Source organism: Glycomyces artemisiae (assembly GCF_003002955.1).
GTDB lineage: Bacteria > Actinomycetota > Actinomycetes > Mycobacteriales > Micromonosporaceae > Glycomyces > Glycomyces artemisiae.
Genome location: NZ_PVTJ01000006.1, coordinates 94503 through 118966, shown reverse-complemented (window position 1 = coordinate 118966; position 24464 = coordinate 94503). Strand labels below are relative to the sequence as shown.

Annotated in this window: 26 protein-coding genes; 12 read left to right on the top strand and 14 right to left on the bottom strand. The window is 71.6% G+C overall.

The genetic code is table 11. The annotated features are described in order from the left end of the window. Positions 1-66 precede the first annotated feature (66 nt). Genes B0I28_RS27650 through B0I28_RS16220 form a run of 3 tightly spaced genes read left to right on the top strand, consistent with a single transcriptional unit; the run spans position 67 to position 3622 of the window. On the top strand, positions 67-2091 hold the full coding sequence (locus tag B0I28_RS27650) for a serine/threonine protein kinase (protein ID WP_219926803.1): 2025 nt from the start codon (positions 67-69) through the stop codon (positions 2089-2091). Between the two features lie 33 nt (positions 2092-2124). Then, the gene (locus tag B0I28_RS16225; protein WP_106364894.1) at positions 2125-2706 is read left to right on the top strand and encodes a TetR/AcrR family transcriptional regulator; all 582 of its coding nucleotides are present in this window, start codon (positions 2125-2127) and stop codon (positions 2704-2706) included. 19 nt (positions 2707-2725) lie between these two features. Further along, entirely contained in the window at positions 2726-3622 is an 897-nt protein-coding gene (locus B0I28_RS16220; RefSeq protein WP_106364893.1) for an alpha/beta fold hydrolase, read from the top strand. A 63-nt stretch (positions 3623-3685) separates the two neighbouring features. On the opposite strand, the gene B0I28_RS16215 is transcribed toward B0I28_RS16220, so the two are convergent. The 5 genes from B0I28_RS16215 to B0I28_RS16195 are packed head-to-tail and all read right to left on the bottom strand — an operon-like array spanning position 3686 to position 10724. Beyond that, positions 3686-4870, bottom strand: a complete 1185-nt coding sequence (locus B0I28_RS16215) for an FHA domain-containing protein (RefSeq protein ID WP_106364892.1) — start codon at positions 4868-4870, stop codon at positions 3686-3688. Continuing rightward, positions 4867-5934, bottom strand: coding sequence for a PP2C family protein-serine/threonine phosphatase (locus B0I28_RS16210; RefSeq protein WP_106364891.1), 1068 nt, complete (start codon positions 5932-5934; stop codon positions 4867-4869). Before B0I28_RS16210 ends, B0I28_RS16215 begins: the two co-directional genes overlap by 4 nt. Before the next feature lie 12 nt (positions 5935-5946). Then, positions 5947-8394: a serine/threonine-protein kinase gene (locus tag B0I28_RS16205; RefSeq protein ID WP_106364890.1), complete on the bottom strand. Its 2448-nt coding sequence runs from the start codon at positions 8392-8394 to the stop codon at positions 5947-5949. Between the two features lie 9 nt (positions 8395-8403). Then, positions 8404-9366: a glutamate ABC transporter substrate-binding protein gene (locus B0I28_RS16200; protein WP_106364889.1), complete on the bottom strand. Its 963-nt coding sequence runs from the start codon at positions 9364-9366 to the stop codon at positions 8404-8406. Then, positions 9363-10724 (bottom strand): hypothetical protein, encoded by a 1362-nt coding sequence (locus B0I28_RS16195; protein WP_106364888.1) that lies wholly within the window; start codon positions 10722-10724, stop codon positions 9363-9365. Before B0I28_RS16195 ends, B0I28_RS16200 begins: the two co-directional genes overlap by 4 nt. A gap of 154 nt (positions 10725-10878) precedes the next feature. On the opposite strand from B0I28_RS16195, the gene B0I28_RS16190 reads away from it, so the two are divergent. Genes B0I28_RS16190 through B0I28_RS27295 form a run of 3 tightly spaced genes read left to right on the top strand, consistent with a single transcriptional unit; the run spans position 10879 to position 12768 of the window. Beyond that, a complete protein-coding gene (locus tag B0I28_RS16190; RefSeq protein WP_219926802.1) occupies positions 10879-11355 on the top strand; it encodes a deaminase in 477 nt (158 codons plus the stop codon). A gap of 10 nt (positions 11356-11365) precedes the next feature. Beyond that, positions 11366-12160: a sulfurtransferase gene (locus tag B0I28_RS16185; RefSeq protein WP_106364887.1), complete on the top strand. Its 795-nt coding sequence runs from the start codon at positions 11366-11368 to the stop codon at positions 12158-12160. Next, a complete protein-coding gene (locus B0I28_RS27295; protein ID WP_181245817.1) occupies positions 12157-12768 on the top strand; it encodes a hypothetical protein in 612 nt (203 codons plus the stop codon). The genes B0I28_RS16185 and B0I28_RS27295 overlap by 4 nt, the downstream gene beginning before the upstream one ends. Before the next feature lie 283 nt (positions 12769-13051). Here the strand turns inward: B0I28_RS27295 and B0I28_RS16175 are convergent, their stop codons facing one another. The 5 genes from B0I28_RS16175 to B0I28_RS16155 all read right to left on the bottom strand — a co-directional run bounded on the left by B0I28_RS16175 (position 13052) and on the right by B0I28_RS16155 (position 16317). After that, entirely contained in the window at positions 13052-13738 is a 687-nt protein-coding gene (locus B0I28_RS16175; RefSeq protein WP_106364886.1) for a metal-dependent transcriptional regulator, read from the bottom strand. Positions 13739-13833: 95 nt separating this feature from the next. Further along, a complete protein-coding gene (locus tag B0I28_RS16170) occupies positions 13834-14802 on the bottom strand; it encodes a sigma-70 family RNA polymerase sigma factor (protein ID WP_106364885.1) in 969 nt (322 codons plus the stop codon). Positions 14803-14950: 148 nt separating this feature from the next. Further along, positions 14951-15589 carry a trimeric intracellular cation channel family protein gene (locus B0I28_RS16165; protein WP_245889003.1) on the bottom strand — a complete coding sequence of 213 codons (639 nt, stop codon included), beginning with the start codon at positions 15587-15589 and terminating at the stop codon, positions 14951-14953. Between the two features lie 70 nt (positions 15590-15659). Then, on the bottom strand, positions 15660-15935 hold the full coding sequence (locus B0I28_RS16160) for a DUF3039 domain-containing protein (RefSeq protein WP_245889002.1): 276 nt from the start codon (positions 15933-15935) through the stop codon (positions 15660-15662). A 58-nt stretch (positions 15936-15993) separates the two neighbouring features. Beyond that, on the bottom strand, positions 15994-16317 hold the full coding sequence (locus tag B0I28_RS16155) for a DUF3099 domain-containing protein (RefSeq protein ID WP_245889001.1): 324 nt from the start codon (positions 16315-16317) through the stop codon (positions 15994-15996). Between the two features lie 41 nt (positions 16318-16358). Here B0I28_RS16155 and dtd point away from each other — a divergent pair, with 41 nt between their 5' ends. Together dtd and B0I28_RS16145 are read left to right on the top strand one after the other, a co-directional pair. Next, positions 16359-16781, top strand: a complete 423-nt coding sequence (gene dtd / locus B0I28_RS16150) for a D-aminoacyl-tRNA deacylase (RefSeq protein ID WP_106364883.1) — start codon at positions 16359-16361, stop codon at positions 16779-16781. A gap of 96 nt (positions 16782-16877) precedes the next feature. Continuing rightward, complete coding sequence (locus B0I28_RS16145) at positions 16878-18590, top strand: DEAD/DEAH box helicase (protein ID WP_106364882.1); 1713 nt, start codon at positions 16878-16880, stop codon at positions 18588-18590. A 126-nt stretch (positions 18591-18716) separates the two neighbouring features. On the opposite strand, the gene B0I28_RS28490 is transcribed toward B0I28_RS16145, so the two are convergent. From B0I28_RS28490 to B0I28_RS16130, 3 genes are all read right to left on the bottom strand, one after another. Continuing rightward, entirely contained in the window at positions 18717-18956 is a 240-nt protein-coding gene (locus B0I28_RS28490; protein ID WP_091053111.1) for a DUF7455 domain-containing protein, read from the bottom strand. Between the two features lie 308 nt (positions 18957-19264). Continuing rightward, positions 19265-20854, bottom strand: a complete 1590-nt coding sequence (locus B0I28_RS16135) for an RNA polymerase sigma factor (protein ID WP_281260933.1) — start codon at positions 20852-20854, stop codon at positions 19265-19267. 204 nt (positions 20855-21058) lie between these two features. After that, positions 21059-21571 carry a LytR C-terminal domain-containing protein gene (locus B0I28_RS16130; protein WP_106364880.1) on the bottom strand — a complete coding sequence of 171 codons (513 nt, stop codon included), beginning with the start codon at positions 21569-21571 and terminating at the stop codon, positions 21059-21061. A 347-nt stretch (positions 21572-21918) separates the two neighbouring features. Between B0I28_RS16130 and B0I28_RS16125 the strand changes: the two genes are divergently transcribed. Next, on the top strand, positions 21919-22215 hold the full coding sequence (locus tag B0I28_RS16125) for a DUF4193 domain-containing protein (protein ID WP_106364879.1): 297 nt from the start codon (positions 21919-21921) through the stop codon (positions 22213-22215). 91 nt (positions 22216-22306) lie between these two features. Here the strand turns inward: B0I28_RS16125 and B0I28_RS16120 are convergent, their stop codons facing one another. Then, complete coding sequence (locus tag B0I28_RS16120; RefSeq protein WP_106364878.1) at positions 22307-22783, bottom strand: DUF3093 domain-containing protein; 477 nt, start codon at positions 22781-22783, stop codon at positions 22307-22309. A gap of 66 nt (positions 22784-22849) precedes the next feature. On the opposite strand from B0I28_RS16120, the gene dut reads away from it, so the two are divergent. The 3 genes from dut to B0I28_RS16105 are packed head-to-tail and all read left to right on the top strand — an operon-like array spanning position 22850 to position 24436. After that, entirely contained in the window at positions 22850-23326 is a 477-nt protein-coding gene (dut, locus tag B0I28_RS16115; protein WP_106364877.1) for a dUTP diphosphatase, read from the top strand. Beyond that, a complete protein-coding gene (locus B0I28_RS16110; RefSeq protein WP_181245815.1) occupies positions 23319-24062 on the top strand; it encodes a DUF3710 domain-containing protein in 744 nt (247 codons plus the stop codon). Before dut ends, B0I28_RS16110 begins: the two co-directional genes overlap by 8 nt. After that, positions 24062-24436, top strand: coding sequence for an OB-fold nucleic acid binding domain-containing protein (locus B0I28_RS16105; protein ID WP_106364875.1), 375 nt, complete (start codon positions 24062-24064; stop codon positions 24434-24436). The genes B0I28_RS16110 and B0I28_RS16105 overlap by 1 nt, the downstream gene beginning before the upstream one ends. Positions 24437-24464: the final 28 nt, after the last annotated feature.

Sequence of the window (24464 nt, the reverse complement as noted above, 5' to 3'; positions counted from 1 at the left end):
GCGCACGCTGGCACAACGGCAATAGAATGGTGGTTACCGCCCGCCCCTCGCTTCCCGGAGGCATCAATGCAGCCCTTGGCTCCCGGCGATCCCGAACGGATCGGTCCCTACCGGACCATCGCCGAACTCGGCCGCGGCGCCATGGGCCGCGTGTTCCTCGCCAGTGCCCCCGACGGCCGCCCCGTGGCCGTCAAGCTCATCGCGGCCGCGCTCATCCAGGATGAGGAGTTCCGGGCCAGGTTCCGCCGCGAAGTGGACGCCTCGAAGCAGGTCGCGGGCGCGTACACGGCCTCGGTGCTCGACGCCGGGCCCGACGACCAGGTCCCGTGGCTCGCCTCCGAGTTCCTGCTGGGCCCCAACCTGAAGGACGTCGTGGAGTCGTCCGGGCCGCTGCCGGAGGCGGCCGTGCTGCGCCTCGCGGCTGGGCTCGCGTCGGCGCTGGCCGCGATCCACAAGGCCGGGATGGTCCACCGGGACCTGAAGCCCGCCAACGTGATCCTGGCCGCGGACGGACCGCGGGTGATCGACTTCGGGATCGCGCGCGCCGCCGACGGGATCACCGACACGAACCTGACGAAGACCGGTGGCGTCATCGGCACGCCCGGGTTCATGTCGCCCGAGCAGGCCGAGTCCGGGACGGTCTCGGCCGCGTCGGACGTGTTCTCGCTCGGCTCGGTCCTGGTGCTCGCCGCGACCGGCACGAGCCCGTTCACGGGCGCCTCGACGCTGGAGACGCTGAACAACGTGGTCCGGTCGCAGCCGGACCTGTCGGCGCTGTCGCCGCGCGTGCGCGCGATCGCCGAGCGGTGCCTCATCCGCCTCCCCGGCGCGCGCCCCACCCCCGCGGAGCTGATGTCGCTCATCGGCCCTGTGGCGCCCTCTACGCGCCCGTGGCCGGACGCGGTGAACGCACTCGCGGAGCGCCAGCGCTGGGAGCTGTCGAGCCTCCTGGGGGACTCGGGCGTGCCCTCGACGCTCGTCGACAGCGCCGCCCCGACGGGCCCGCCGCCGACGCCGAACGCGCCGACGTCGGTGTTCGACTCGCCGTACCCGGGCGCGGTGCCCGGCGGCGAGCCCCCGGCGCCGAGCACGGCGTTCCCGATGTCCGCGCCGCCCGCCTCGCCGGTGACCTCGGTGCCGTACGCGCAGCCGGGGTCCTACTCGGCGCCCCCGCAGTCCCCGGCGCCGGGCTATGCGCCCGGGCAGGTCTCGCCTGGCCAGTACCCGGCCGGGCAGCCGACGATGCAGTACACGGCGCCGCAGCAGACGGCCCCGCAGTACACCGCTCCGCAGCAGGCGGGGCAGTTCGGGCCGCCGCAGTACCCGGGCCAGCCGCCGGCGTACGGGGCGCCGCCGCCGTTCGGGCAGCCGCAGAAGTCGAACGCGACGGCCGTGGGCGTCACGGTGATCGCGGCGATCCTCGCGATCGCGCTCATCGGGGGCCTGGTGTGGTTCCTCAACGGCGACGGGGGCGACCCGGGGGGCGACGACGACCCGACCGGGGCGATCTCGCAGAACGACCCTGACGACCTGGAGACCTCGGACCCCGACGACCCCGAGACGACCGAGCCCGACGAGGAGACCACGGCCGCCTCGGGCGGGTGGACGGAGGTCTACTCCGACTACCCGATCACGCTGACGACGACGTTCGACGAGAACTCGACCTGCGAGTACGCGATGGTCGACTTCGACGACATCACCACGACCGGCTCGATCTACGTCGAGTACCTCACCGACGACGCGGCGGCGTCCTACACGGACCTGGTCCTGAACCCGTGCGACATCGACTACTCGACGAACACGGGCCTGACCAGCTACCTGTACACGCCCACGGGGATCTCCGGGACGTTCTTCGACGCCTCGGTGACCCCGGAGGACTGCTGGGCGGAGATCGACGGGTCGTACCCGGAGCTGTACTGGACGATCGACCCGTGGGACCCGGGCTCGGCGCCGCTGACCGAGGGCATGAGCCTGTGCATGTACACCGACAAGCTCCAGATCGTGGTCGCCGACGTCACATCGGTGGTGCCGGAGGACTCCTCGGCCTGGATGAAGGTGGAGTTCACGGCGGCGGTGTACGCGCCGGCCTAGCTTTTTCAAGCACGACCGTGCTATTTTGAGGACGTGCGGAAAGGCGAACTCACCAGGCAGGCCATCCTCGACGTCGCGGTCCGGATGGCCAGGTACTCGGGGCTGTCCGGGCTGACCATCGGGTCGCTCGCGGCCGCCGCCGACATGTCCAAGTCCGGCGTGTACGCCCACTTCAAGTCCAAAGAGGCCCTTCAGCTCGCCTGCATGGAGCGCAACAGCGAGCAGTTCAGCGAGGAGGTCGTGCGCCCCGCGCTGAAGAAGCCGCGCGGGACGACCCGGCTCCAGGCCGTGGTCGAGCACTGGATGGCCTGGTACGCGCGCCCGGGCGGCTGCCTGTTCCTGGCCGCCGCCGCCGAGTTCGACGACCTGCCCGGCCCCGTGCACGACCGCATGGTGGCCGAGCAGCGCCTGATGCTCGACTCGCTCGCCCGGATCGCCTCGACGGCGGTCGCCGAAGGCGAGCTCGACGAAGACACCGACGTCTTCCAGGTCGCGCAGGAGGTCTTCGGCATCCTGCTGTCCTACAACTGGATGAGCCGCATCCTGTCCTATCCCGACGCCGCCGACCGCGCTTGGGCGGCGTTCCACCGGCTGATCGACAGTCACCGTTCTTGACCAGGAAGGCCACGCACCCATGGCGTCCACCACCCAGAGCTCCGGCTCGTCAAATAAAAGCACGACCGTTCGTGCTCCTTGGTACCTCCGCTCCGCCTTCACCGCCGCCGAGCGCGTCGCGCCGGGTCCGGCCGCGAAGTTCCTGTGCGAGATGTGGTTCCGCCTCCCCGCGGGACCCGACAAGCGCCTGCGCGGCGAGGCCCCCGCGGGGTCCTCGGTCTTCGAGCTCGAATGCCTCGGCACGACCGTCTGGGGCTACGACTGGGGCGAGGGCCCCCTCGTCTACCTCGTGCACGGCTGGGGCGGCTCGACCGGCGACTTCAAGTTCATCGCCGCGAACCTCGTCGCCTCCGGCTTCCGCGTGGTCGCCTTCGACGCGCCCAGCCACGGCAACTCCGGGGCGGGCCCGTGGGGCGACCGGCACGCCAACGGCATGCACCTGGTCGACGCGATGAGCGCGGTCCACGAGAAGTTCGGCACGCCGTACGCGGTCGTGGGCCACTCCATGGGCTGCCTCAGCGCCGTCCACGGGATGCTCGCGAACGGGGAGGACCTCGCGGCCGTCCGCCTGGCGATGCTCGCGCCGTTCATCGGCGGCAAGGAGGGCTTCCGCGACACGATCGGCGCGATCGTGCCCGTGGGCCCGCGCATCATGGACCGCCTCGCGCCCCTCGGGGAGGCCAAGGCCGGGGTGAAGCTCGACGACTTCTCCCTGCGCGGCCTTGAAGTCCAGTCACCGGCGCTCGTCGTCCACGACCGCCGCGACCGGCCCAACCCGTTCCGCCACGGCGAGGCCGTCGCCGCCGCCTGGCCGAACGCCGAGCTCCTCGCCACCGAGGGCCTGGGCCACCGCAAGATCCTGGTGAGCCCGGCCGTCAGCAGCGCCGTCACGCAGTTCTTGAAGCAGCAGAGCTAAGAAGCAGGGGTGGGGAAGCAGAAGGCCGGGTCCGAACGGACCCGGCCTTTCCTGCTGTCTCGCTTAGCCTTCGTAGTGGATCGTCAGGCGCGTCCACGCACCGATGTTGATGTAGGTGCCGTCCCCGACCGGGAACTCCACGTTCGGCGCCAGCGGCTCGTCGGAGCCGTTGAGGAACGTGCCGTTCGAGGAGCCGACGTCCATGATCGTCCACGAGCCGTCGGGCTTGGCGTACAGCCGCGCGTGCTGGGCGCTCACGCCCGGGTCCGCGACGTCGCCCGACAGGTCGATGTCCGGGGTGATGCCCCGCTTGGCGCTGTAGCGGCCGATGCCCAGCTCGTTCTTGTCGAGCGGGAAGCGGCGCGGCTTCGCGAACGACGGGTACTGGAGCTGCGAGGCCCCGTCGGAGGCCGCGACCTTGTTGAAGTACCCCTGGTCCGCGGTGACGGCGACGCCCCAGCGGGTGGCCGCCTGGCCGGCGGGCGCGTAGTTCGACGCGAGGTCCGCGGGCTGCGCGTCCGGCATCGAGAACCCGCCGGTGCCCGTCGAGGGCGGCGCGGAGGTCGGGGCGCCGAACGGCGCGGCCGGGACGCCCGGAGGCGGCCCGGGAGGCGCCGAGGTCGGCGCGTACGACTGCTGCGCGTACGGGTCCTGCCCGTACCCGCCGGGCTGCTGCCCGTACGGGTCCTGCGCGGGCTGGCCGTACGGGTCCTGCTGCGACGGCTGACCGTACGGGTCCTGGCCGTAGCCGCCGGGCTGCTGGCCGTAAGGGTCCTGCTGCTGCGGCTGCCCGTAGGGGTCCTGCCCGTACCCGCCGGGCTGCTGCCCATACGGGTCCTGCTGCTGCGGCTGGCCGTACGGGTCCTGCCCGTAGCCGCCGGGCTGCTGCTGCCCGTACGGGTCCTGCTGGCCGTACCCGCCGCCCTGCGGCTGCGACGGCTGCCCGTAGGGGTCCTGGCCGTAGCCGCCAGGCTGCTGGCCGTAAGGGTCCTGCTGCTGCGGCTGCCCGTAGGGGTCCTGCCCGTAGCCCCCCGGCTGCTGCTGTCCGTAAGGGTCGGGCTGACCGTACGGGTCGTTCGACGGGTAGCCCTGCCCGAACGCGGCAGGGGACTGCGGAGGCTGGCCTTGCTGCCACGCCGGGTTCGGGGTCCCGCACTGCTCGCAGAACTGTGCCTGCGGGAACGCCCCGCACGCGCACTGGTACCCGCCCGGCTGTGGGGCACCGCCGTAGGTCGGCTGGTAGGTCAAGGTCGTCCCCCTCCAAGCATTTGGGTGTACTCGGCCTCGCTGACGACACCGAGCAGCGGGGCGGCCCCGTTCTCCCCGTTCGGCGAGCCCTGGTCAGCGCGCTCGCGCGCGCGTTCGTCGACCTGGACCGAACCGGGGGATTCGAGTTCCACCACCGCGACACTGATGTTGTCATGCCCGCCGTTAGCGAGCGCTTGTCGTGTCAACGCTACCGCCTTCTCGCCAACACTGCCGTCCGGCAGTGGCAGAAGGTCGTGATCGTCATTGAAATAACGCGACAGACCATCGCTGCACACTACGACATGCCCTCCGCCCAGATCCACGCGGAGGAGGTTCGGGTTCAGGGTCGGCGCGTCCGCGCCGAGCCACGCCAGCAGGGCTTTCGCGTACGGATTCTTGTACCTTTCATCGGACGGGTCCACGCCCTGGTACTCCAGCCGCGCCTGGATCGTGTCGTCCACCGTCAGGCACCGCGCCTCCTTCTCGCCGGCCCAGTACGCCCGCGAGTCCCCGACCCAGCACAGCACCGCCTGGTTCCCCTCGACCACCGCCGACACGTACGTCGACGACGGCGGCGAGTTCGGGTACTGCTTGCCGACCGCGGCCACCGCCGAGTGGGCCGCGCCCACCCCGCGCCGCGACGCGTCCTCCGCCGACAGGCCCTCGGCGAGCGCCGAGCGGATCTCCGTCACAGCCGCTTCCACCCCTGCGAGTGAAGCCCGCTCGGAGTCGGAGGCGCCCGAGACGCCGTCGCACACCACCGCGATCTTCCGGCCGTCCTCGGCCAGCGCGATCGCGATCGAGTCCTGGTTGTAGTGGTGGCGCTTCCCGACGTCCGTCGCCGCGCCGATCCCCGGCATCTCGAACGTCAGGTGGTCGTCGGAGCCGCCCGGATGGTCCGGGTTCTCCTCGACCGCCGCCGACGAGCGCCACGGGAGGGCCTCGGCGGGGACCTCGAACTCCTCCAGGTCGCCGCCGCAGTCCTCGCAGAAGCGGCCGAGGTCTGCCGGGAGACCGCAAGCGGTGCAACGCTTCGCGGCGCCCATGGTCGGTGAGGGCTGCATAGGGCTCCTTCGCTACAGCATCGTGCGGGGGCGGTGGCGGTTCGCCAGGTCGAAGTAGTACACCTGGTCCTCCCTGCGGGTGCAGGCGTGGGCCAGGTCCCGGTAGGCCCGCTCCAGCGCCAGGCGCAGCTCCCGCTCCTCGGGGCGCGCCCCGAAGACCGGCGGCTCCGCGGCCGGACCGGTGCGCTGCACCGTGTCCAGCGCCAGGTGCAGGATCCGCGTGGACACCAGGTGCCGGCGCCGCGGTTCGAGCTTCAGCTCGTCCAGCCGCCCGGCCATGTGGTGCAGGTCCAGCAGCGACGGCGGCGCGGTGCGCGAGTGCAGCGCCGTCTGGATCGCCGCGGTCTGCGCGATCCCGTACTGCGCCGAGGTCTTCGGGACCTGGTGCAGCGTCGTGATCGCGTCCGTCGAATTGCCTTCGAGGTCGAGCAGGCGCGCCCGCCCGTAGGCGGCCGACACGAACCGGTGGTCGCACGCCCAGATCCGCGTGTAGTGCGGCAGCGCCAGGTCCGCGCGGCCCGCGAGCTCCGCGCACGCCGCCAGCGCCAGGCGCGGCGACAGCTCGCCGGGCAGGTGCGAGTAGACCGCGTCGAAATGCGCCGCCGCGGTCGCGAAGTCCGCGGCCAGCAGCGAGATGATCCCGCGCAGCCACGTCACCTGCCACGTGTTCCCCTCGCGCTGCGCGAACTGGTCGAGCACCGCCGCGGCCTGGTGCAGCTCGCCCGCGTTCACGAGCGTGCGCACCCGCCGCAGCTGCACCTCCGGGCTCTGCTGCGGCGCCGAGTTCAGCTCCTGGAGGATGCCGTTCACGTCCGTGGCCTGCTGCGTCGCCAGGAACGCCGCCATCGGGTCCGCGAGGTCCACCATCGGCGTCGGCAGCGCGTGCGCCACCTCGAACGGGTCGCCGATCTTGTGGACGTCGTACTCCACGTCCGGCTCCCCGAACACCGACTGCTCGCCGGAGAACAGCGTCGACGGCTCCGAGCGCGGCTCCCCGCGCTGCACCGACTGCACCTCGTGGAGCACCCCGCGCACCTGCGTGCGCATGTCGTCCGCGTCCTGGAACCGCGAGCGCGGCTCGATGTGCGTGGCGCGCAGCAGCAGCCGGTGGAACGACCCGTACTCCGCGAACTGCGGGGCCTCCGACGCCGGGGGCAGGTGGTCCCGGTACGTGGTCGTGAAGCCCTTGAAGTCCAAGGCCAGCACGGCCATCGACCGGCCGATCGTGTACAGGTCCGAGGTCACCGACGGGCCCACCGAGAGGATCTCGTCGTTCGGCACCGAGTACCCGGGCGTCCCGTAGATCGCCGACTCCATGTCCTCGACGTGCCGCACGGCCCCGAGGTCGATGAGCTTCAGCCACGTCTCCACGTGGATCACGTTGTCGGGCTTGAAGTCGCAGAACAGCAGGCCCCGGTCGTGCAGGTAGCTGAACGCGGGCAGCAGCTCCGCGGTGTACGTCAGCACCTGCTCCAGCGGCAGGGGCTTGCGCTCGCCCTCGTCGTCCGTCGCGTCCCTGATGTCGCGCAGGGACTTCCCCGCGATGTACTCCATCACGATGTACGACTGGAGCTGCCCCGACCGCGGGTCCGCCGCGGTCACGAAGTCGTGGATGTCCACCACGTTCGGGTGGTCGATCCCGACCAGGAACCGCCGCTCGTTGATCGCCGCCTCGATCGCGTCCTCGTCCGAGGTGTTGATGAGGCCCTTGATGACGACCCACCGCTGCGTCAGGTCGTCGGCGAAGTTCCGGTCGTTCGCCAGGTAGATCCAGCCGAGCCCGCCGTGCGCGATCGCGCCCAGCACCTCGTACCGGTCCGACAGGAGGTCCCCGGGCGACAGCGCCGGGGTGAACCAGTACCGCGCCCGGCAGTACGGGCAGAAGCCCTCCACGCGGCCCGCGCGGCCCGCCTGCGGGCGCCCCACGGGCTTCCCGCACGAGGAGCAGAACCGCTTGTGCTCGGGCACCTGCGGGGTCGCCATGACCGCCTCGGCGGGGTCGCGCGGCGGCACCGGCGGCATGTCCGACAGGCCCCCGCGCTGGCGCGTGCTCGACGTCGTCGACCGCGTCACCGGCCCGGTGATCGGCTGCGGCAGCGGTGCGGCCGGGGCCCGGTACGGCGCCGGAGGCGGCGAGGCGACCGCGTTCGCGGGCACCACCTGCTGCGACTGGGCTGTCTGCGCTTGTGCCGCATGGGCCTGCGGCGGCCCGACGGGCGCCGTCATGCTCGGCGGCGACAGCGCCGCCGTCCCGGTCGGGAGCGCCGCGTTCGGGGGCGGCGAGCCCGTCCCGGGCGGCCCGGGAGGCGCGGGCGCGAAGCCCGGCTGCGGCGGCACCGCCGGCGGCGTCGACATGCGCCTGCGGACCGCGAGCGTGTCGCTCTCCTCGGTCTGCGGCTGCTGGTACTGGCCCGCCATGTACCGCTGGGTGTGCTCGGGCGGCGGCTGCTGGTCGCTCATGCGGTCCCCTCAATCCCGGTACTGCGTGGTCAGCGCGGCCGGTCCCGTCGCGAGCGGCCCGGCCAGCCACTCGTCGTACGAGTCCTGCCAGCGCCCGTCCGCGATCATCGCCGCGAGCGCGCCGTTGACGAACCGCGCGAGGTCGGTGTCGCCCTTCTGGAACGCGATCCCGTAGTGCTCCTCCGAGAACGCGTCCCCCACGACCTGGAGCGTCGGGTCCTGCACGGCCATCCCCGCGAGGATCGTGTCGTCGATGGCGACGCCGTCGACGGTGCCCTGCTGGAGCAGCACCAGGCAGTCGTTGAAGTCCGGGACCGTGACCGGCTGGACCTCCGGGTTCACCGCCGCGATGTTCCCCACCGAGGTGGAGCTCGCACCGGTGCACACCAGCTGGTCGGCGGTCATCTCGGCGAGGCCGGCGATCCCGGAGTCCTTCGCGACGAGGAGGCGCTGGCCCGCGTGGTAGTACTCGGTCGAGAACTCGACGTTCTCCCAGCGCTCGCAGGTGATGGACATGGTCCGCACGACCATGTCCACGCGGCCGTCGGCGAGGGCCTGCTCGCGGTCGGCGGAGTTCATCGGCACCCAGCGGACCTTCGTCGCGTCGCCCATGACGGCCTGGACCATCGCGGTCGCGATGTCGATGTCGAACCCGGCGAGCTCGTTCGTCTCGGGGTCGCGGTAGCCCATGAGGTTCGTGGACTGGCTGATGCCGATGCTGATCTGCTCGGGGTCCTCCAGGAGCGCGCGCGCCTGCTCGGCGGTGACCGAGCCGGGGGAGTAGGAGGAGAGCGGGTCGCAGGAGGTGTCGGCGTCGGCGGGGCTCGCGTCGGGCGAGAAGTTGACCCCGTCGGGCAGCGGCGTCGGCACGTCGACCACGGGCGGCTCCATGCTCGCGGGCCCGGTGCACGCGGCGAGGGCGAGGCACGCGGCCGCGGCGAACGCGGCGGCGGTTCTTCCGGTTCGGTTCATGCGTAGTACTCCGCCACTCGGACTTGGATGCCGACGGCCGCGCAGATGAGCGCTGCCAGGGACAGGGCCGCGAGGCCCGCGGCGGCGCCCTGGAGCGACCGCTGCGCGTCGAGGGTCGCGTCCACGAACCGGTCGGCACTGGTCTCGGTGGCCTCGGTCAGGGCCGCGTTGAGGCCGTTGAAGGAGGTCTGGAGGCTCGCCTCGTCGTCGCCGACGGCGAGCGCCACGGCCTCGGTGTAGCTGCCCTCCTGGGCGAGCTTGACGACTTCGCCGTGGCCGTTGCTCCACGCGGTGGCCGCGTCGCGGGCGTCGCCGATCTTCGCCGCGAGGTCGGGGTCGTCGGCGAACGCGTCGTCGAGCTGGTCGAGCAGGCCGCCGTCGGAGGTCAGCTCCTCGATGTGCTCGGCGTACCGGTCGGCCGCCTCGGGGGCCTCGCCGCGGGCGATGAGCAGCAGCGACTCCTCGGCGCGGGCCTGCTGGGCCGCGATCTCGGCCTGCGCGAGCAGTTCGAGCGGCCGCGAGCCCTCCTCGTGGGACCGGGACGTGTGGCTCGCCGACGCCAGCGACGCCATCGCCAGCCAGCCGGCGAACACCACGAGCAGGACCGTGGCGCCCACGAGCCCGAGGTTGAACGTGCGGTTGGTCTTGCGGGTGAGCCACAGCTGCGCCCACACGAGCGTGCCGAGCGCGGCGATCACGAGCGCGGCGGCGGCCCACGGGAACGCCGCGGCGCCGTCGCGCGACTCGGTGAGCTGCGCGAGCGCGTTCTCCTGGAGCGTGTGCGCCGACGGGAGCATCTCCTGGCGCATGAGCGTCGAGGCCTGCTCCTGGTACGTCGCGCCGACGGGCTCGCCGAGGCGGTTGAACGTGCGCGCCGACTCGACCAGGCCCGTGTACACGGGGAGGCGGGCGTTGAGCTGGGCCACGAGCTCGACGTCCTCAGCATGCTCGACCTCGCCCGCGGCGGTCGCGAGCGCGACCGTGGCGTCGCGCAGCGCGGTCCGGTACGCCTCGTTCATCGACTCCGAGGGCGTGCCCGCCGTCAGGTACGAGGACGCCGCCGTCGCGTCGGCCTGCGAGAGCGCCTGGTACAGCTGGAGCGCGGCCACCGAGAGGCGCCCGGACTGGCTGGTGGTCTCCTCGATGACCGCGGACTTCGCGAGGATCGAGGTCATGCCGGTGACCCCGGCGCCGAGGATGAGGACCGCGAGGACCGCGAGGACGCCCCGCAGCTGGCCGGGCGTCTGCCGCAGCGCGGCCGCGACCCGGTCGGTCCACCGCCCGGGCGCCGCGCCGGGCGCGGGCGGTCCCGCGGCAGGCGGCGCCTGGGTCGGGGCTGGAGGGGACTGGACGGCCAAAACTGCTGCACCTCAACTCGAAGACGACTGTCGGGACTGCGCCGCGCGCACGGAACCGTGACTGGAGTGTCGGGGGACTCCCACATGGTATCGGCAAGCGGCAAGGAACGCGGGCTGCCGCCCTGTCGCGAATCCTCCCGGTACGGTAGGCCCCGTGCAGCACCCGAAGAGCCCGCCCCCGAACGCCGCCAACAGGTCCGATGCGGACGACGCCGCGTGGATGCGCCGCGCCTGCGACCTGGCGCTGCGCTGCCCGCCGTCGGCGACCGCGTTCAGCGTCGGCGCGGTGATCGTCGCGGACGGGCGCGTCGTCGGCGAGGGCTGGTCGCGCGCCGAGGGCCCGCACGACCACGCAGAGGAGGTCGCGCTGCGCCAGGCCGGGCCCGCCGCCCGCGGCGCGGTCGCCTACTCGTCCATGGAGCCGTGCGCGCGCCGCGCCTCCCGGCCGCGGCCGTGCGCGCACCTGCTCGCCGACGCCGGGGTCGCGCGCGTCGCGTACGCCATGCCCGAGCCCGCGAACTTCGTGTCCGCGCCCGGCGGGGACGCCTTCCTGCGGGAGCACGGCGTCGCGGTGACCGTGATGCCCGAATTCGCGGCGGCGGCCGAAGAGCCGAACGCGCACCTCCTATAACCTGGGACCCATGAGGCCGATCATCGACGCTGTCGAGGCCGCCGCCTGGACCGACGCGGTCCGCATCGACGTCCGGTGGACGCTCGGCGGCGACTCCAAGGAAGCCGAGTACGCCGCCGGGCACCTGCCCGGGGCCGTCTGGCTCGACTTCGACCGGGACGTCTGCGGGAAGGTCGGCCCCGTCGGCGGCCGCCATCCGCTGCCCGAACCCGAAGCGCTCCAAGCGGTCCTGCGCGCCGCGGGGATCGACGACGGCACGCCCGTGCTCGTCTACGACGGCGGCGACGGCATGTCCGCCGCCCGCACCTGGTGGACGCTCCGCTGGGCCGGGATCGAGGACGTGCGCGTCCTCGCCGGCGGACTCGCCGCCTGGAACGCGGCCGGGCTCCCCCTGGAGACGCAGGTGCCGCAGCGGCCTGAAGGAAACGTCACGGTGCGCCCCGGCGGGATGCCCGTGCTCGACGCCGACGGCGCCGCCGCCTGGGCCGCCGAGCACAGCCTCGTCGACGTGCGCAGCCCCGAGCGGTACCGCGGCGAGATGGAGCCCGTCGACCCCGTCGCCGGGCACATCCCCGGCGCGATCAACCGGTTCCTCGGCGAAGACGACCTCGCCGACGTCGATCGCCTCCGCGCCCGCTACGAGTCCCTCCCCGAGCCCGCGTTCTACTGCGGCTCCGGGGTCGGCGCGGCCCGCAGCGCGCTCGCCGTCACCGCCGCCGGGCTGCCGACGCCGCCGGTGTACATCGGATCCTGGAGCGACTGGGCCTCACGGGGCCGCGAGGTCGCCCGCGGGGAGGAATCATGAAGCGACTCCTGATCGCCGCCCCGGCGGCGCTCCTCTTCGCGCTCGGCGCGTGCAGCGACGAGGCGCCCGAGGACGAGGGCCCGCTCGACACGGCCGCCAACGAGGAGACCGCCTCCGCGGAGGACACCGAGCCCGTGGAGCTCGACCTCGCCGACGCCGCGGGCGCCTGCCCGTACATCGACTCCGACCTCCTCAACTCCACGACCGGCGAGGACTTCCGGTTCGCCTCGGGCGGGCCCGGCGAGGACGCGGGGGAGGACGCGCCCGCGCAGCTCACCTGCGCCGTCCAGACCGGCGAGGCCGCCTACCCGGACCTGACGCTGTTCATCATCGGCACCGAGGCCACCGTGGACGTCTACGAGGACGAGCTCGCCGACGGCACCTCGGAGGTCTCCGGCCTCGGCGAGGCCGCCTACTGGGTCGTCCACACCGAGGACACCGGCGCGGGCCCGGCCCTGGAGATGGGCTGGTACGAGGGCGGCACCATCTTCGAGATGCGCTACACCACGCCCGCCGGCACCGACGCGGCCGTGGTCGAGGGCCTCGTGGACGGCTTCGCGCAGCTCGCCGTCGGCGTCTCGACGGCCCACGCCGAGGCCGCCGGATAACCCGCGAAGACCCGAAACGGCCGCCGGACCTGTGGTCCGGCGGCCGTTCCTCTCCTGAACGCGAGCGCCCTCCTTGCCGGGGGTGCAAGGAGGGCGCTCAGGTGCGGAGTGCAGTTCGGGGGTTTCAGCCCATCGGCTCCGGCAGCGGAGCTGCCGCGCGGTTGAAACCGTTTCCAACGCTTTGGCCAGCCTACTACCCGGTAGTCCGGTGGTCAAGACTCGGTCAGGTGCTCGAAACACACCGTAGTGCCGGTGAAACGGCTTGCGCCGCAACGGAAACGGACTAAACGACAGGAACGGCGAAGATCTTCGCGGCGTCGTCCACCGACAGGCGCAGGGTCTGCGTCGCGGAGGTCACCGCGACCTGCCCCTCCTGGCGGTCCACCGCGATCTCGGCGCCCGGGTCCACGCCCGCCTCGTGCAGCGCGTTCAGCAGGTCCGGGTGGGTCTGCGCCGACTCGCACAGGCGCGTCACGCGCACCTTCGCGCCCGCGGAGACCACGCTCATGGGCCGCTCGTCGGCCTCGTGCGCGTCGGACGGCGCGTTCGCGTCCAGCTCGCCCAGGCCGGGGATCGTGTTCCCGTACGGCGACCGGGTGGGGTGCTTGAGCAGCTCGTACACGCGCTTCTCGACGGTGTCGCTCATGACGTGCTCCCACTTGCACGCCTCGTCGTGCGCCTCGGTGTAGGACATCCCGATGACGTCGACCAGGAGCCGCTCGGCGAGCCGGTGCTTGCGCATCACCGCGACCGCCTGGCGGCGGCCCTCCTCGGTGAGCTCCAGGTGCCGGTCGCTCTTCACGTTCAGCAGGCCGTGGCGCTGCATCCGGCCGACGGTCTGCGAGACCGTCGGACCGCTCTGCTCCAGCCGCTCGGCGATCCGGGCGCGCAGCGCGGGGACGCCCTCCTCCTCCAGTTCGAGGATGGTGCGCAGGTACATCTCGGTGGTGTCGACGAGGTCCGTGGTCACAGCTTCGTTCCTTCACTCTGTCCGCCCGCAGGGCACCGGGCGGGGTGGGTCAAGTAGCCGCCAGACCCCCTGTCTGCACCAATGGTATACGGCGATCAGGCCACATAGTCGGCGAGCCGACCCGCGTAGTCGGGCTGGCGGAGGCGGTGCAGCGCGTTCTTCTCGATCTGGCGGACCCGCTCGCGGGAGAGACCGAAGTCCGCGGAGACCTCTTCGAGGGTGCGCTGGCGCCCGTCGTCGATGCCGAAACGCAGGCGGAGGACGGTTTGTTCCCGCTCGGGGAGGGAGGCGAGGACGTTCGCGATGTGGCGGCGCAGCAGCGCGTAGGAGACCGCGTCGTCGCCGGCGTTCTCGCGCGGCAGGTGCGCGACGAGGTCGCCGAGGGCCGTGGAGTCGTCCTCGCCGACGGTCTGGTCGAGGCTCACCGGCTCGCGGTCGTAGGACATGAGCTCCAGGACCTTGCCCGGGGTCGTGTCGAGCTCGCGGGCGATCTCCTCGTAGCGGGGCTCGCGGCCCAGCTCGGCCATGAGGTCCTGGCGCACCCGGTTCATCCGCTTGATCTGGTCCACCGTGTGGGCGGGGACGCGGATCGTGCGGGACTGGTCGGTGACGGCCCGGTTGATGGCCTGGCGGATCCACCACGTGGCGTACGTGGAGAACTTGTAGCCCTTCTGGTAGTCGAACTTCTCGACCGCGCGGATCAGGCCCAGGTTCCCCTCCTGGATCAGGTCCAGCAGGCTCATCCCGGCGCCGGAGTAGCGCTTCGCCACGGACACGACCAGGCGCAGGTTCGACTCCAGCATCCGCTGCTTGGCGGCGCGGCCGTCGGCGGCGACGCGGGCCAGGTCGCTGCGCAGGTCGGGGTCGGTGGTCTCGGAGATGCGGCACTCGGCCATGAGGCCGGCCTCGATGGCCTTCGCGCACTCGACCTCCTCGCACGCGGTGAGGAGGCGGTGCTTGCCGATGCCGTTGAGATAGGCGCGCACGGGGTCGCCGGAGTACTCGGTCGCGCGCTGCGCCGGTCGCTGGGCCGGTCGCTGACGGATGCTGTCGACAGGTGCCATCGGTTTCGCCTTTCGCTGCAATCCCCCCGTGCGGGAGGGGCCCCGCACCGCGCCCGGCGGGCACCGGGCTGAGGAGTACCAGCTTGCAGCGGATTTCGAGCGTTGCGATCCCCCGGCTCGAAGGGTGGCACGAACCCGGGAGACACGATCAGATATTCGGCTTCGGGGCCTGCCAGCGATACCTGATGGCCACCATCCGTACAACGAAGATCGTCGCGATGGCGATCAGCATGAGCGTCCAGTGCCCGATCTGCGACTCCCACCGCGCGCCCACCGACACGATGATCGCGCCGATCACCGCGGCCATCGCGTAGAAGTCCTCGCGCAGGACCGCGGGGATCTCCTGGACGAGCACGTCGCGCAGGATGCCGCCGCCGATACCGGAGAGTACTCCGACGATGCAAGCCGCGTAGACCGCGAAGCCGTAGTCGAGGCCCTTCAGCGTCCCGACCACGGTGAACAGCGCGAGCCCGGCCGCGTCGAGGACCAGCATCGTGGGGCGCATCCGCGACAGCGCGGGGTGGAACCGGAACACGACGAGCGACGCGAGGACGGCGACGAGGGGGTACCGCCAGTCGGTGAGCACCAGGGGCTTGGCGTCGATGAGGATGTCGCGCACGGCGCCGCCGCCGAGCGCGCACAGCGTCCCGATCACGACCACCCCGAACAGGTCGAGGCGCTTGCCGACCGCGGCGCTCGCGCCGGAGGCGGCGAACACCGCGGTGCCGATGAGCTCCGCGACGAGGCTCAGGCTCGTCGGCTCGAATCCCGAGATTGCAGTGACCACACGTGCGTTATAGCAGGCAGCGCCGCGTCACACCGGTGCTCCGGGGGGAAGGCGGGAGCCGCGGTCCGCGCTAGGCCTTCATCTTCTCGTAGATGTCCTTGCACTGCGGGCAGATCGGGAACCGGTCGGGGTCGCGCGAGGGGACCCACATCTTGCCGCACAGGGCCTTCACCGGGACGCCGTCGACCATCGCGGCCATGAGCTTGTCCTTCGGGACGTAGTGCGAGAAGCGCTCCTCGTCGCCGTCCTCGTAGGTGTAGTTCGGCTGGGTCTGGGTCTGCTCTTCGAGCAGGGTGGAACCGCCGCCGTCCAGGCCGCCGGTGCCGGTCTCGGGAAGTCCGCTCACGTTGACTCACTCCTCATCGCGCGGGCAATATCCGTCAATATTGCCACGCGGCGGGCCCTCACTCGGAATCGATCATGGGCCTGTCGGGCGCCTGGAGCGTCTCGGCCCGGCGCTGGCGGTGGAAGAAGCTCCCGGGGCGCCTGACGACCCGGTCGTTCGCCAGGAGCACCGCCAGCCACGGCAGCACCGCCATGCCCGCGACGCCGAACAGCAGCCACAGCCACAGCAGCGGCACGTCGAGCATGACGAGAATGCCCAGGAGGATCACCAGGAACGCGCGGATCGACATCATCACGACATAGCGGATCGTCCGGTACCGGCGCTCCTCTTCAAGGGAGATGGCCGCATCGGTGATGACCGCTGTCTTCTCACGCCGACCCACCCTTCGAGCGTACGCCTGCGCCATAGGGGAGGATCGGGGGCATGAGAGCAGTGGTGCAGACCGTCGCCGAGGCCGAAGTCACCGTGGACGGCGCGAGCGTCGGCAAGATCGGGGAAGGGCTCCTCGTCCTCGTCGGCGTCACCCATACGGATGGAGACGACGAGGCGCGCTGGATCGCCGAGAAGATCTGGAGCCTCCGCATCATGGAGGGCGAGCGGTCCGCGTCCGACAACGAGGCGCCGATCCTGCTCGTCAGCCAGTTCACGCTCTACGCCGACACCCGCAAGGGCCGCCGCCCGTCCTGGAACGCCGCGGCCCCCGGCCCGGTGGCCGAACCGCTGGTGGAGGCCGTCGCGGCCCGCCTCCGCGCGCTCGGCGCGCACGTCGAGACCGGGAAGTTCGGGGCGATGATGCGCGTCTCCAGCGTCAACGTGGGCCCCAACACCATCCTCCTGGAGCGCTGAACGTGACCGTCCCGATGTACGGCTGGCAAGCGGGCGCCGGGACGGCCGCCGCGGCCTAGAATCATCCGGGTCCGTCGTCCACCGGAAGGAGCCCGCATGATCCCGGCCGCCCCACCCGAGTCGCTTCCGTCGCTTCGGGTCTGGCAGCGCAAGGCGATGGTGTCGTACCACCGGGGTCAGTCGCGGGACTTCCTCGCCGTCGCCACCCCGGGCGCCGGGAAGACCACGTTCGCCCTGCGCATCGCCTACGACCTGCTCGCCGACGGCACCGTCGACACGGTCACGGTGGTCTGCCCGACCGAGCACCTGAAGGTCCAGTGGTCGGGCGCGGCGGCGCGGTTCGGCATCCAGCTCGACCCGGCGTTCCGCAACTCCGACGTCCACAGCGCCACCGACTACCACGGCGTGGTCCTCACCTACGCGCAGATCGGCGCGGACCCGGCCGTGCACCGGCGGCGCACGCTCGCCCGCCGCACGCTCGTGATCCTCGACGAGATCCACCACGCGGGCGACGCCCGCTCGTGGGGCGACGGCGTCAAGACCGCGTTCGAGGAGGCCGAGCGGCGCCTGGCGCTCACCGGCACCCCGTTCCGCAGCGATGACAACCCGATCCCGTTCGTGGGGTACGAGGAGTACGACGACGGCGCGAAGCGCTCGCGCGCCGACTCCCTCTACGGCTACCGGGACGCCCTCGCCGACGGCGTGGTCCGCCCCGTCATGTTCATGGCCTACTCCGGCCAGGCGAAGTGGCGCACGAGCGCGGGCGACGAGCTCGCCGTGCGCCTCGGGGAGCCGCTCACGAAGGACCTCACCAGCCAGGCGTGGCGCACCGCGCTCGACCCGGAGGGGGAGTGGATCTCGCAGGTGATCCGGGCCGCCGACCGGCGCCTCTCGTCGCTGCGCGCCGCGGGCATCCCGGACGCGGGCGGCCTCATCATCGCCTCGGACCAGAACTCGGCCCGCGCGTATGCGGGCATCCTGAAGCGGGTCACCGGCAAGAGCGCCACGATCGTGCTGTCGGACGACGCGGGCTCCTCGGAGAAGATCGCGAAGTTCGCGGTGTCCGATCAGGAATGGCTGGTGGCGGTGCGCATGGTGTCGGAGGGCGTGGACATCCCGCGCCTGGCGGTCGGCGTGTACGCGACGAACGCGCACACCCCGCTGTACTTCGCGCAGGCGATCGGCCGCTTCGTGCGGTCGCGGCGCCCGGGGGAGACCGCGTCGGTGTTCCTGCCGAGCGTGGTGCCGCTGCTGAGCCTCGCGGAGAACCTGGAGCAGGACCGCGACCACGTGATCAAGCCGAAGTCCGAGGACCAGGACCCCGAGCTGCTGCTGGAGCAGGCGCAGCGGGTCCTCAACGAGGGCACCGAACTCGGCGGGCAGCGCGAGACTCTGGAGTCGAGCGCGGAGCTCGACCAGGTGATCTTCGACGGCGGCTCGTTCGGCCTGCCGGTGCAGTCGGGGAGCCACGAGGAGCAGGAGTACTTGGGCCTGCCGGGGCTCCTGACGCCCGAGCAGATCCACCTGCTGCTCCAGAAGCGGCAGCGCGAGCAGATGTCGAAGCAGGGCGGCGGCGCGCGCACGGAGGTCGCCGAGCGCCAGACGGCCGAGCCGCCGATGACGAACGCGCAGCGGCGGTTGAAGCTGCGCAAGCAGTTGAACGCTCTGGTGGGCGCCCGCTCGTTCGCGACGAACGAGCCGCACGGGAAGATCCACGCGACGCTGCGCTCCAAGTGCGGCGGCCCGCCGAGCGCGCAGGCGACCATCGAGCAGCTGGAGGAGCGGATCGCGGAGATCCGCTCGTGGTAGCGAAGCGGGCGATCAGGTCCGGGCGGCTCAGCCGGGAGGCGCAGCCGCTCCTGGTGACTCGATAGCCCGGAGACGAGGCAGGGCCCGAGCGGATTTCCGCTCGGGCCCTTGAAGTCTCGTGAGGCGCTAGTTCTCCGAGGCCATGAGGTCGGTGCCGCGCCACTCGAATTCGGGGTCGGCGGTGAAGTCGATGGCGATCGGGACGAGCTTCTCGGCGAACTGGTTCGCGTGGTGGCCGCAGAAGACGAGGTCGCCGCCTTCGGCCAGGGTCACGCGAAGCTTTGCCGCGGCGCTACACCGATCGCAGCGCTCGCCCGCGATCGGACGTTCCTCCGTCTGGGGCGGGGGCGTCAGGGTGGATGTCATACCAGGTCCTCCGCTGCGTTCGGTCGTTGTGCGATCTGCACAACGCGGGTGTTCTGTCAGCCGGTTGACCGGCTCGTTCCGTTCAACGCCTGCACTGTACTACCCCTTCCCGACAAGTTCCGACTGAGACTCGGCTCACTCGCTCTTGCGGTCGCGATAGTTGTTCCACACCGTAGCCCACCTAGCGGCGATCGACAACCCGGCGCGTTGTTCAGGTACCCACCCGTTCGGGTGATACACACCAGGTCCGGGCCTCGCGGCGGCGGCCGGTTCGCCTGCGGCGTTTGCCGACAGCGAACGCGGTGCCGCTAATCGAGGTAGTCGCGGAGCACCTGCGAGCGCGACGGGTGTCGCAATTTGGACATCGTCTTGGACTCGATCTGGCGGATCCGCTCGCGCGTGACGCCGTAGACCTGACCGATCTCGTCCAGGGTCCGCGGCTGGCCGTCGGTGAGGCCGAAGCGGAGCCGCACGACGCCGGCCTCGCGCTCGGAGAGCGTCTGGAGCACCTGCTGGAGCTGGCCCTGGAGGAGGGAGAAGGAGACGGCGTCGACGGCCACGATGGCCTCGGAGTCCTCGATGAAGTCGCCGAGCTGGCTGTCGCCCTCGTCGCCGATGGTCTGGTCCAGCGAGATCGGCTCGCGGGCGTACTGCTGGATCTCCAGGACCTTCTCCGGGGAGATGTCCATCTCCTTGGCGAGCTCGTCGGGGCTCGGCTCGCGGCCGAGGTCCTGGAGCAGCTCGCGCTGGATGCGGCCGAGCTTGTTGATGACCTCGACCATGTGGACCGGTATGCGGATGGTCCGCGCCTGGTCGGCCATGGCCCGGGTGATCGCCTGGCGGATCCACCACGTGGCGTACGTGGAGAACTTGTAGCCCTTGGTGTAGTCGAACTTCTCGACGGCGCGGATGAGGCCGAGGTTCCCTTCCTGGATGAGGTCCAGGAACGCCATGCCGCGGCCGGTGTAGCGCTTCGCGAGCGAGACGACGAGGCGGAGGTTCGCTTCGAGGAGGTGGTCCTTGGCGCGGTCGCCGTCGCGGACGATCCATTCGAGGTCGCGGCGCATCTGCGTCGGGATCTCGCCGCCGGCCTCCTTGAGCTGCTTGATGCGCTCGACGGCGTACAGGCCGGCCTCGATGCGCTTGGCGAGCTCGACCTCCTGGGCCGCGTTGAGCAGCGGGACCTTGCCGATCTGCTTGAGGTAGGCGCGGACGGAGTCGGCCGAGGCCGTCATCTCGGCGTCCTTGCGGGCCTGCTTCAGGGCTTCGGAGTCCTCCTCGTCCCACTCGAAGCCGTCTTCCTCGTCGTCGTCCTCGTCGTCCTTCTTGGACTTGCGGGACGTCGCCTTCTTCGCGGCCTTCTTGCGGGACGCCTTCTTCGCGGGGGCCGCGGCGGCGGCCTCGGCCAGCGCGTCGTCGTCCTCCGCGGCGGCGGCGAGGTCGGCCTCGTCGGGCTCCTCGTCGCCGGAGGGGGCCTTCGCGGGGACGGCCTTCTTGGCCGTCTTCTTCGCAGCGGCCTTCTTCGCGGTCTTCTTGGCGGCCTTCTTGACCGGGGCCTCGGCCTCGTCGGTCTCGGCGGCGGGGGCGGCCTTCTTCGCGGCCGTCTTCTTCACCGCGGTCTTCTTGGCGGCCTTGGCCGTCGTGGTCCGGGAGGAGGTGGCGGTGCGGGCGGCGGGCACCCGCTTGCGGGTGGAGGAGGAGCCGTCCACGACCACGGTGACGTCGGCCTCGGCGAGCGCGCGGAGGACCTTCTTGCCTTCGGCGGGGGAGGCCGACGCCGACTCCAGAACCTGGGCGACCGTCGCGGACGTCAGCTGCCCGTTGCTCTCTCGGGCCAGAGCGAGCAGCGAGTCGGTCAGGGAATTGACGTCTGTGCCGGTGGGACGTGCGTCAGTCACGAGCAACCTTCCGAGGCAATGGCGGGCACGGCGCAGCCGGGCTCCATAGCGGGTGAGCATTGGATATTGGGTCGGCAGCCCAGGTCGGCACAACGACCGGGCAGGCGTGAATTGTAGCGCCGAAATTCGCCTGCGGCCCGTCCGTGATGCCGTTTCGAGCTGTGTTTCCGCATTTTCAGTGAGGGCGTCGGGGGTGACGGCCGCCTATTCTACCGTGCAGGTGCCCTCCGGCGCCTCGATGCCGCCGCTCTGCGCGAACGACTGGCGCGCGTCGGAGGCCGACCTGACCTCGCGGAAGTCGCTCCCGAGGGTGATCGTGATCGGCTGGTCCCAGTCGAGCGCGAAACCGTCCCGGCCCTGGTAGAAGTACGCGTACGTGTGCAGTCCGGCGGCGTACTGCTCGGGCCCGTACTGGACCAGCGCGGTGCCGTCGTACTCCTCGGGGGCGTCGCCGGTGTCGACCACGACGAAGCCGCGGTCTTCGAGCTGGGAGGCGGCCTGCTCGGCGAGGCCGGACTGGTCGGTCCCGTTGAGGACGACCACTTCGATCTCGGAGGGGTCGGGGATCGGCGCGGTCTTGATCTCGACGGCGCCGGGCTCGCAGTCGCTGCTCGCGGAGAGCTGCGAGTCGTTCCTGATGGCCCAGAGCGTTGCCAGTCCAGCGACCAGCGCCAATGCGCACAGCACGATCAAAGCGCGGATACGAGCGATACGCACGGTTGCCTCCCCGAGTGTTCAACACCAGCAGTTCATCTTCTGGCACCTAGACGATCCGACGTCCCGCAAACGTTGCCATGGAGAGGCTATCGTGCGCGGGTCGTCTTCGTGGGCGAGAGGCGGTACACTCGCAGCCCTCCTAAAGAAAGTGTTTCTCGCCACAACGGGGATGAAAAAGCGGGGGGCATCGTGTATAGGAATGGACTGCACGCGGTAAGGTACGCCGCCTGCACGGAGGAACCGAACCCGCCGAACCCGAGCCGAGCCGCCGTGTACCCGAGCACGACGGCGGCACCCCGAGCCCGGATCCGGTGCCACGATTGCAAAACCAATGGGAGTGGAAAACGATGGCAACCGACTACGACGCCCCCCGCCGGGACAAGGAAGAGAGCGCCGGGCCCGACGGCATCGAGGCCCTTGCGAAGGGCCGCACCGATCAATCGGGGTCGGTCGATGTCGATGAAGCCGAGGTCGCCGAGAACTTCGAGCTGCCCGGCGCCGACCTCGGCGACGAGGAGCTCTCGGTGAAGGTCCTGCCCATGCAGCAGGACGAGTTCCGCTGCTCCTCGTGCTTCCTGGTCCACCACCGGAGCCAGTTCGCCAAGGAGAAGAACGGGCAGCCGATCTGCAAGGACTGCGCGTAAGCGCGAAGATCGACCCCTCGGAAAGCGCACGGCCTGCGGGAGCGTTCCGCGGGCCGTCTCGCTTGTCCGGGAGGGCCCGTTCATCTCGCGTTCAGACTGCGGCCGACTCCGGCGCCAGCATCGCGTCGCGCAGGCGCTCAGGACGGCGCGAGGACACGATCCAGTACGGGGTCGGGTCCTCCGGGTCGTCCAGGACGATCCGCACGCCCCGGTTCAGCCACGGCCGCTGCACCGCGAACGCCAGCGGGTGCTGGGCCACGCCCAGCGCGTCGGAGTACGCGACGGGCTCCAGCACCTCGACCGAGGCCACGGCCGACATCGGCAGCCGCGCGTCGTCCACGTGCAGCCACACCTCGCCGGACTCCTCGACCACCCGCACCGGGAGCCGCCCCAGCCACCACGCCCCGACCAGGGGCGCGACCAGCACGACCGCGCTGGCGGCCACGCGCCACCAGCGCAGGTCGCCCATGTTCGACAGGGCCGCGGCGATCACCGCCAGCGCCAGGACGGCGAGCCAGCCCGCCACCGGGAGGCTCATGCGCTCGGCGTACCGTTCCCCACTCCTCATGTCTGAGACCATATCCCCGCACGCCGGACCCGTGACGCGGCGTGCGGCGCGAGTGAGAGGAACCCGATGACCGCGGAAGTCCCGGTCGCCATCCGGCGGCTCGACCCCGACCTGCCCGTCCCCGCCTACGCCCACGAGGGCGACGCGGGCGCCGACCTGTACGCCGCGGAGGGCGTGGAGCTGAAGCCGGGGGAGCGCGCGCTCGTGGGCACCGGTGTGGCCGTGGCGATCCCCGATGGGCACGTGGGGTACACGAACCCGCGGTCGGGGCTCGCGCACCGGCTCGGCGTGACCATCGTCAACGCGCCCGGCACGATCGACTCCGGCTACCGCGGTGAGATCAAGATCAACCTCGTGAACCTCGACCCCGAGCGGACCGCCGTCATCGAACGCGGCGACCGTGTCGCACAATTGGTTGTCCAACCGGTGGTGCGAGCCCGCTTCACCGAAGTCGACGAGTTCGCGCCCACGGCGCGCGGCACGGGCGGCCACGGATCCACCGGCGGGCACCGCCGACTTGCAGAGGAGAGCGAACGTGTTTAAACGGCGACGGGGGTCGAAGAAGCAGCGCCCCGCTGAGGGCGCGGTCCTCGACTCGCTGGCCGAGAGCGGCGACACCTACGAGCGTGAGGCCACCGAGGGCCCCTACGACGTCGCCGACGCCCCCGAGGACGAGATCCGGCGCATCGACCTGGGAGCGATCCGACTGCCCGTCCCCAAGGGCGTGGGCTTCCAGGCGCAGACCGACGCCAAGGGCAACATCAGCCAGGTCCTGCTCACCACGGGCGCGTCCGCGCTCCAGCTCCTCGTGCGCGCCGCACCCCGCTCCGAGGGCATCTGGCCCGAGATCCGCGAGGAGCTCGCGGCCACCGTCAAGGGCCAGGGCGGGGAGACCGAGGAGGTCGAGGGACGCTGGGGCACCGAGCTCATCGCGAAGGTCGCCACGAAGAAGGGCGTGAACTCGGTGCGCTTCTGCGGCGTCGACGGCCCCCGCTGGTTCGTGCAGGCCACGTTCCAGGGGCAGCGCGCCCTCGACGAGGACGCCGCGCCCGAGCTCGACGAGGCCCTCACGAAGCTCGTCATCGACCGCGGGAGCATCGCCATGCCGGTGCGCGAGCCGCTGCCGCTGAAGCTTCCGCCGAAGATGGCCGAGGAGGCCGCCGCCCGCATCGCGCAGCGCAAGGCCGAGGGCGGCGACGGGTCGCGCGCGATCATCGCCGCCGGGGACACCCCGCGGCCGCAGGTGCGCCGCAAGCCCTCGCCCCGCCCGAAGCGGTAGTGGACGCCGCCCCCGCGCGGAGCGGCCTGCGCGGCTGGTTCAGGCGCCTGGCCGTCCCGCACCAGGAGCTGTTCGCCGCCGAGGTCCGCCGCGAGACCGACCCGGACGCGGTCCCGCTCGCCGACCTGGAGGCGCGGCAGCTCGCCGTCGTCGCCGGGCGCCTGCGGGCCGTCGTGCACCGCACCGACGGCCGCTCGCCTTCCGTGGAGGCGGAACTCTACGACGGCACCGGTCAGGTCGCATTGGTCTGGATGGGCCGACGGCGTATCGTGGGATTGGAGGCCGGGACCAGGCTCGTCGCACGCGGACGGGTCGGCCGGCTGGGCGACGGACGCCTCGCGATCTACAACCCGACCTACGAGCTGCGCCCCTGAGCGCGGACCGTCCCGATCTGGAAGGCCC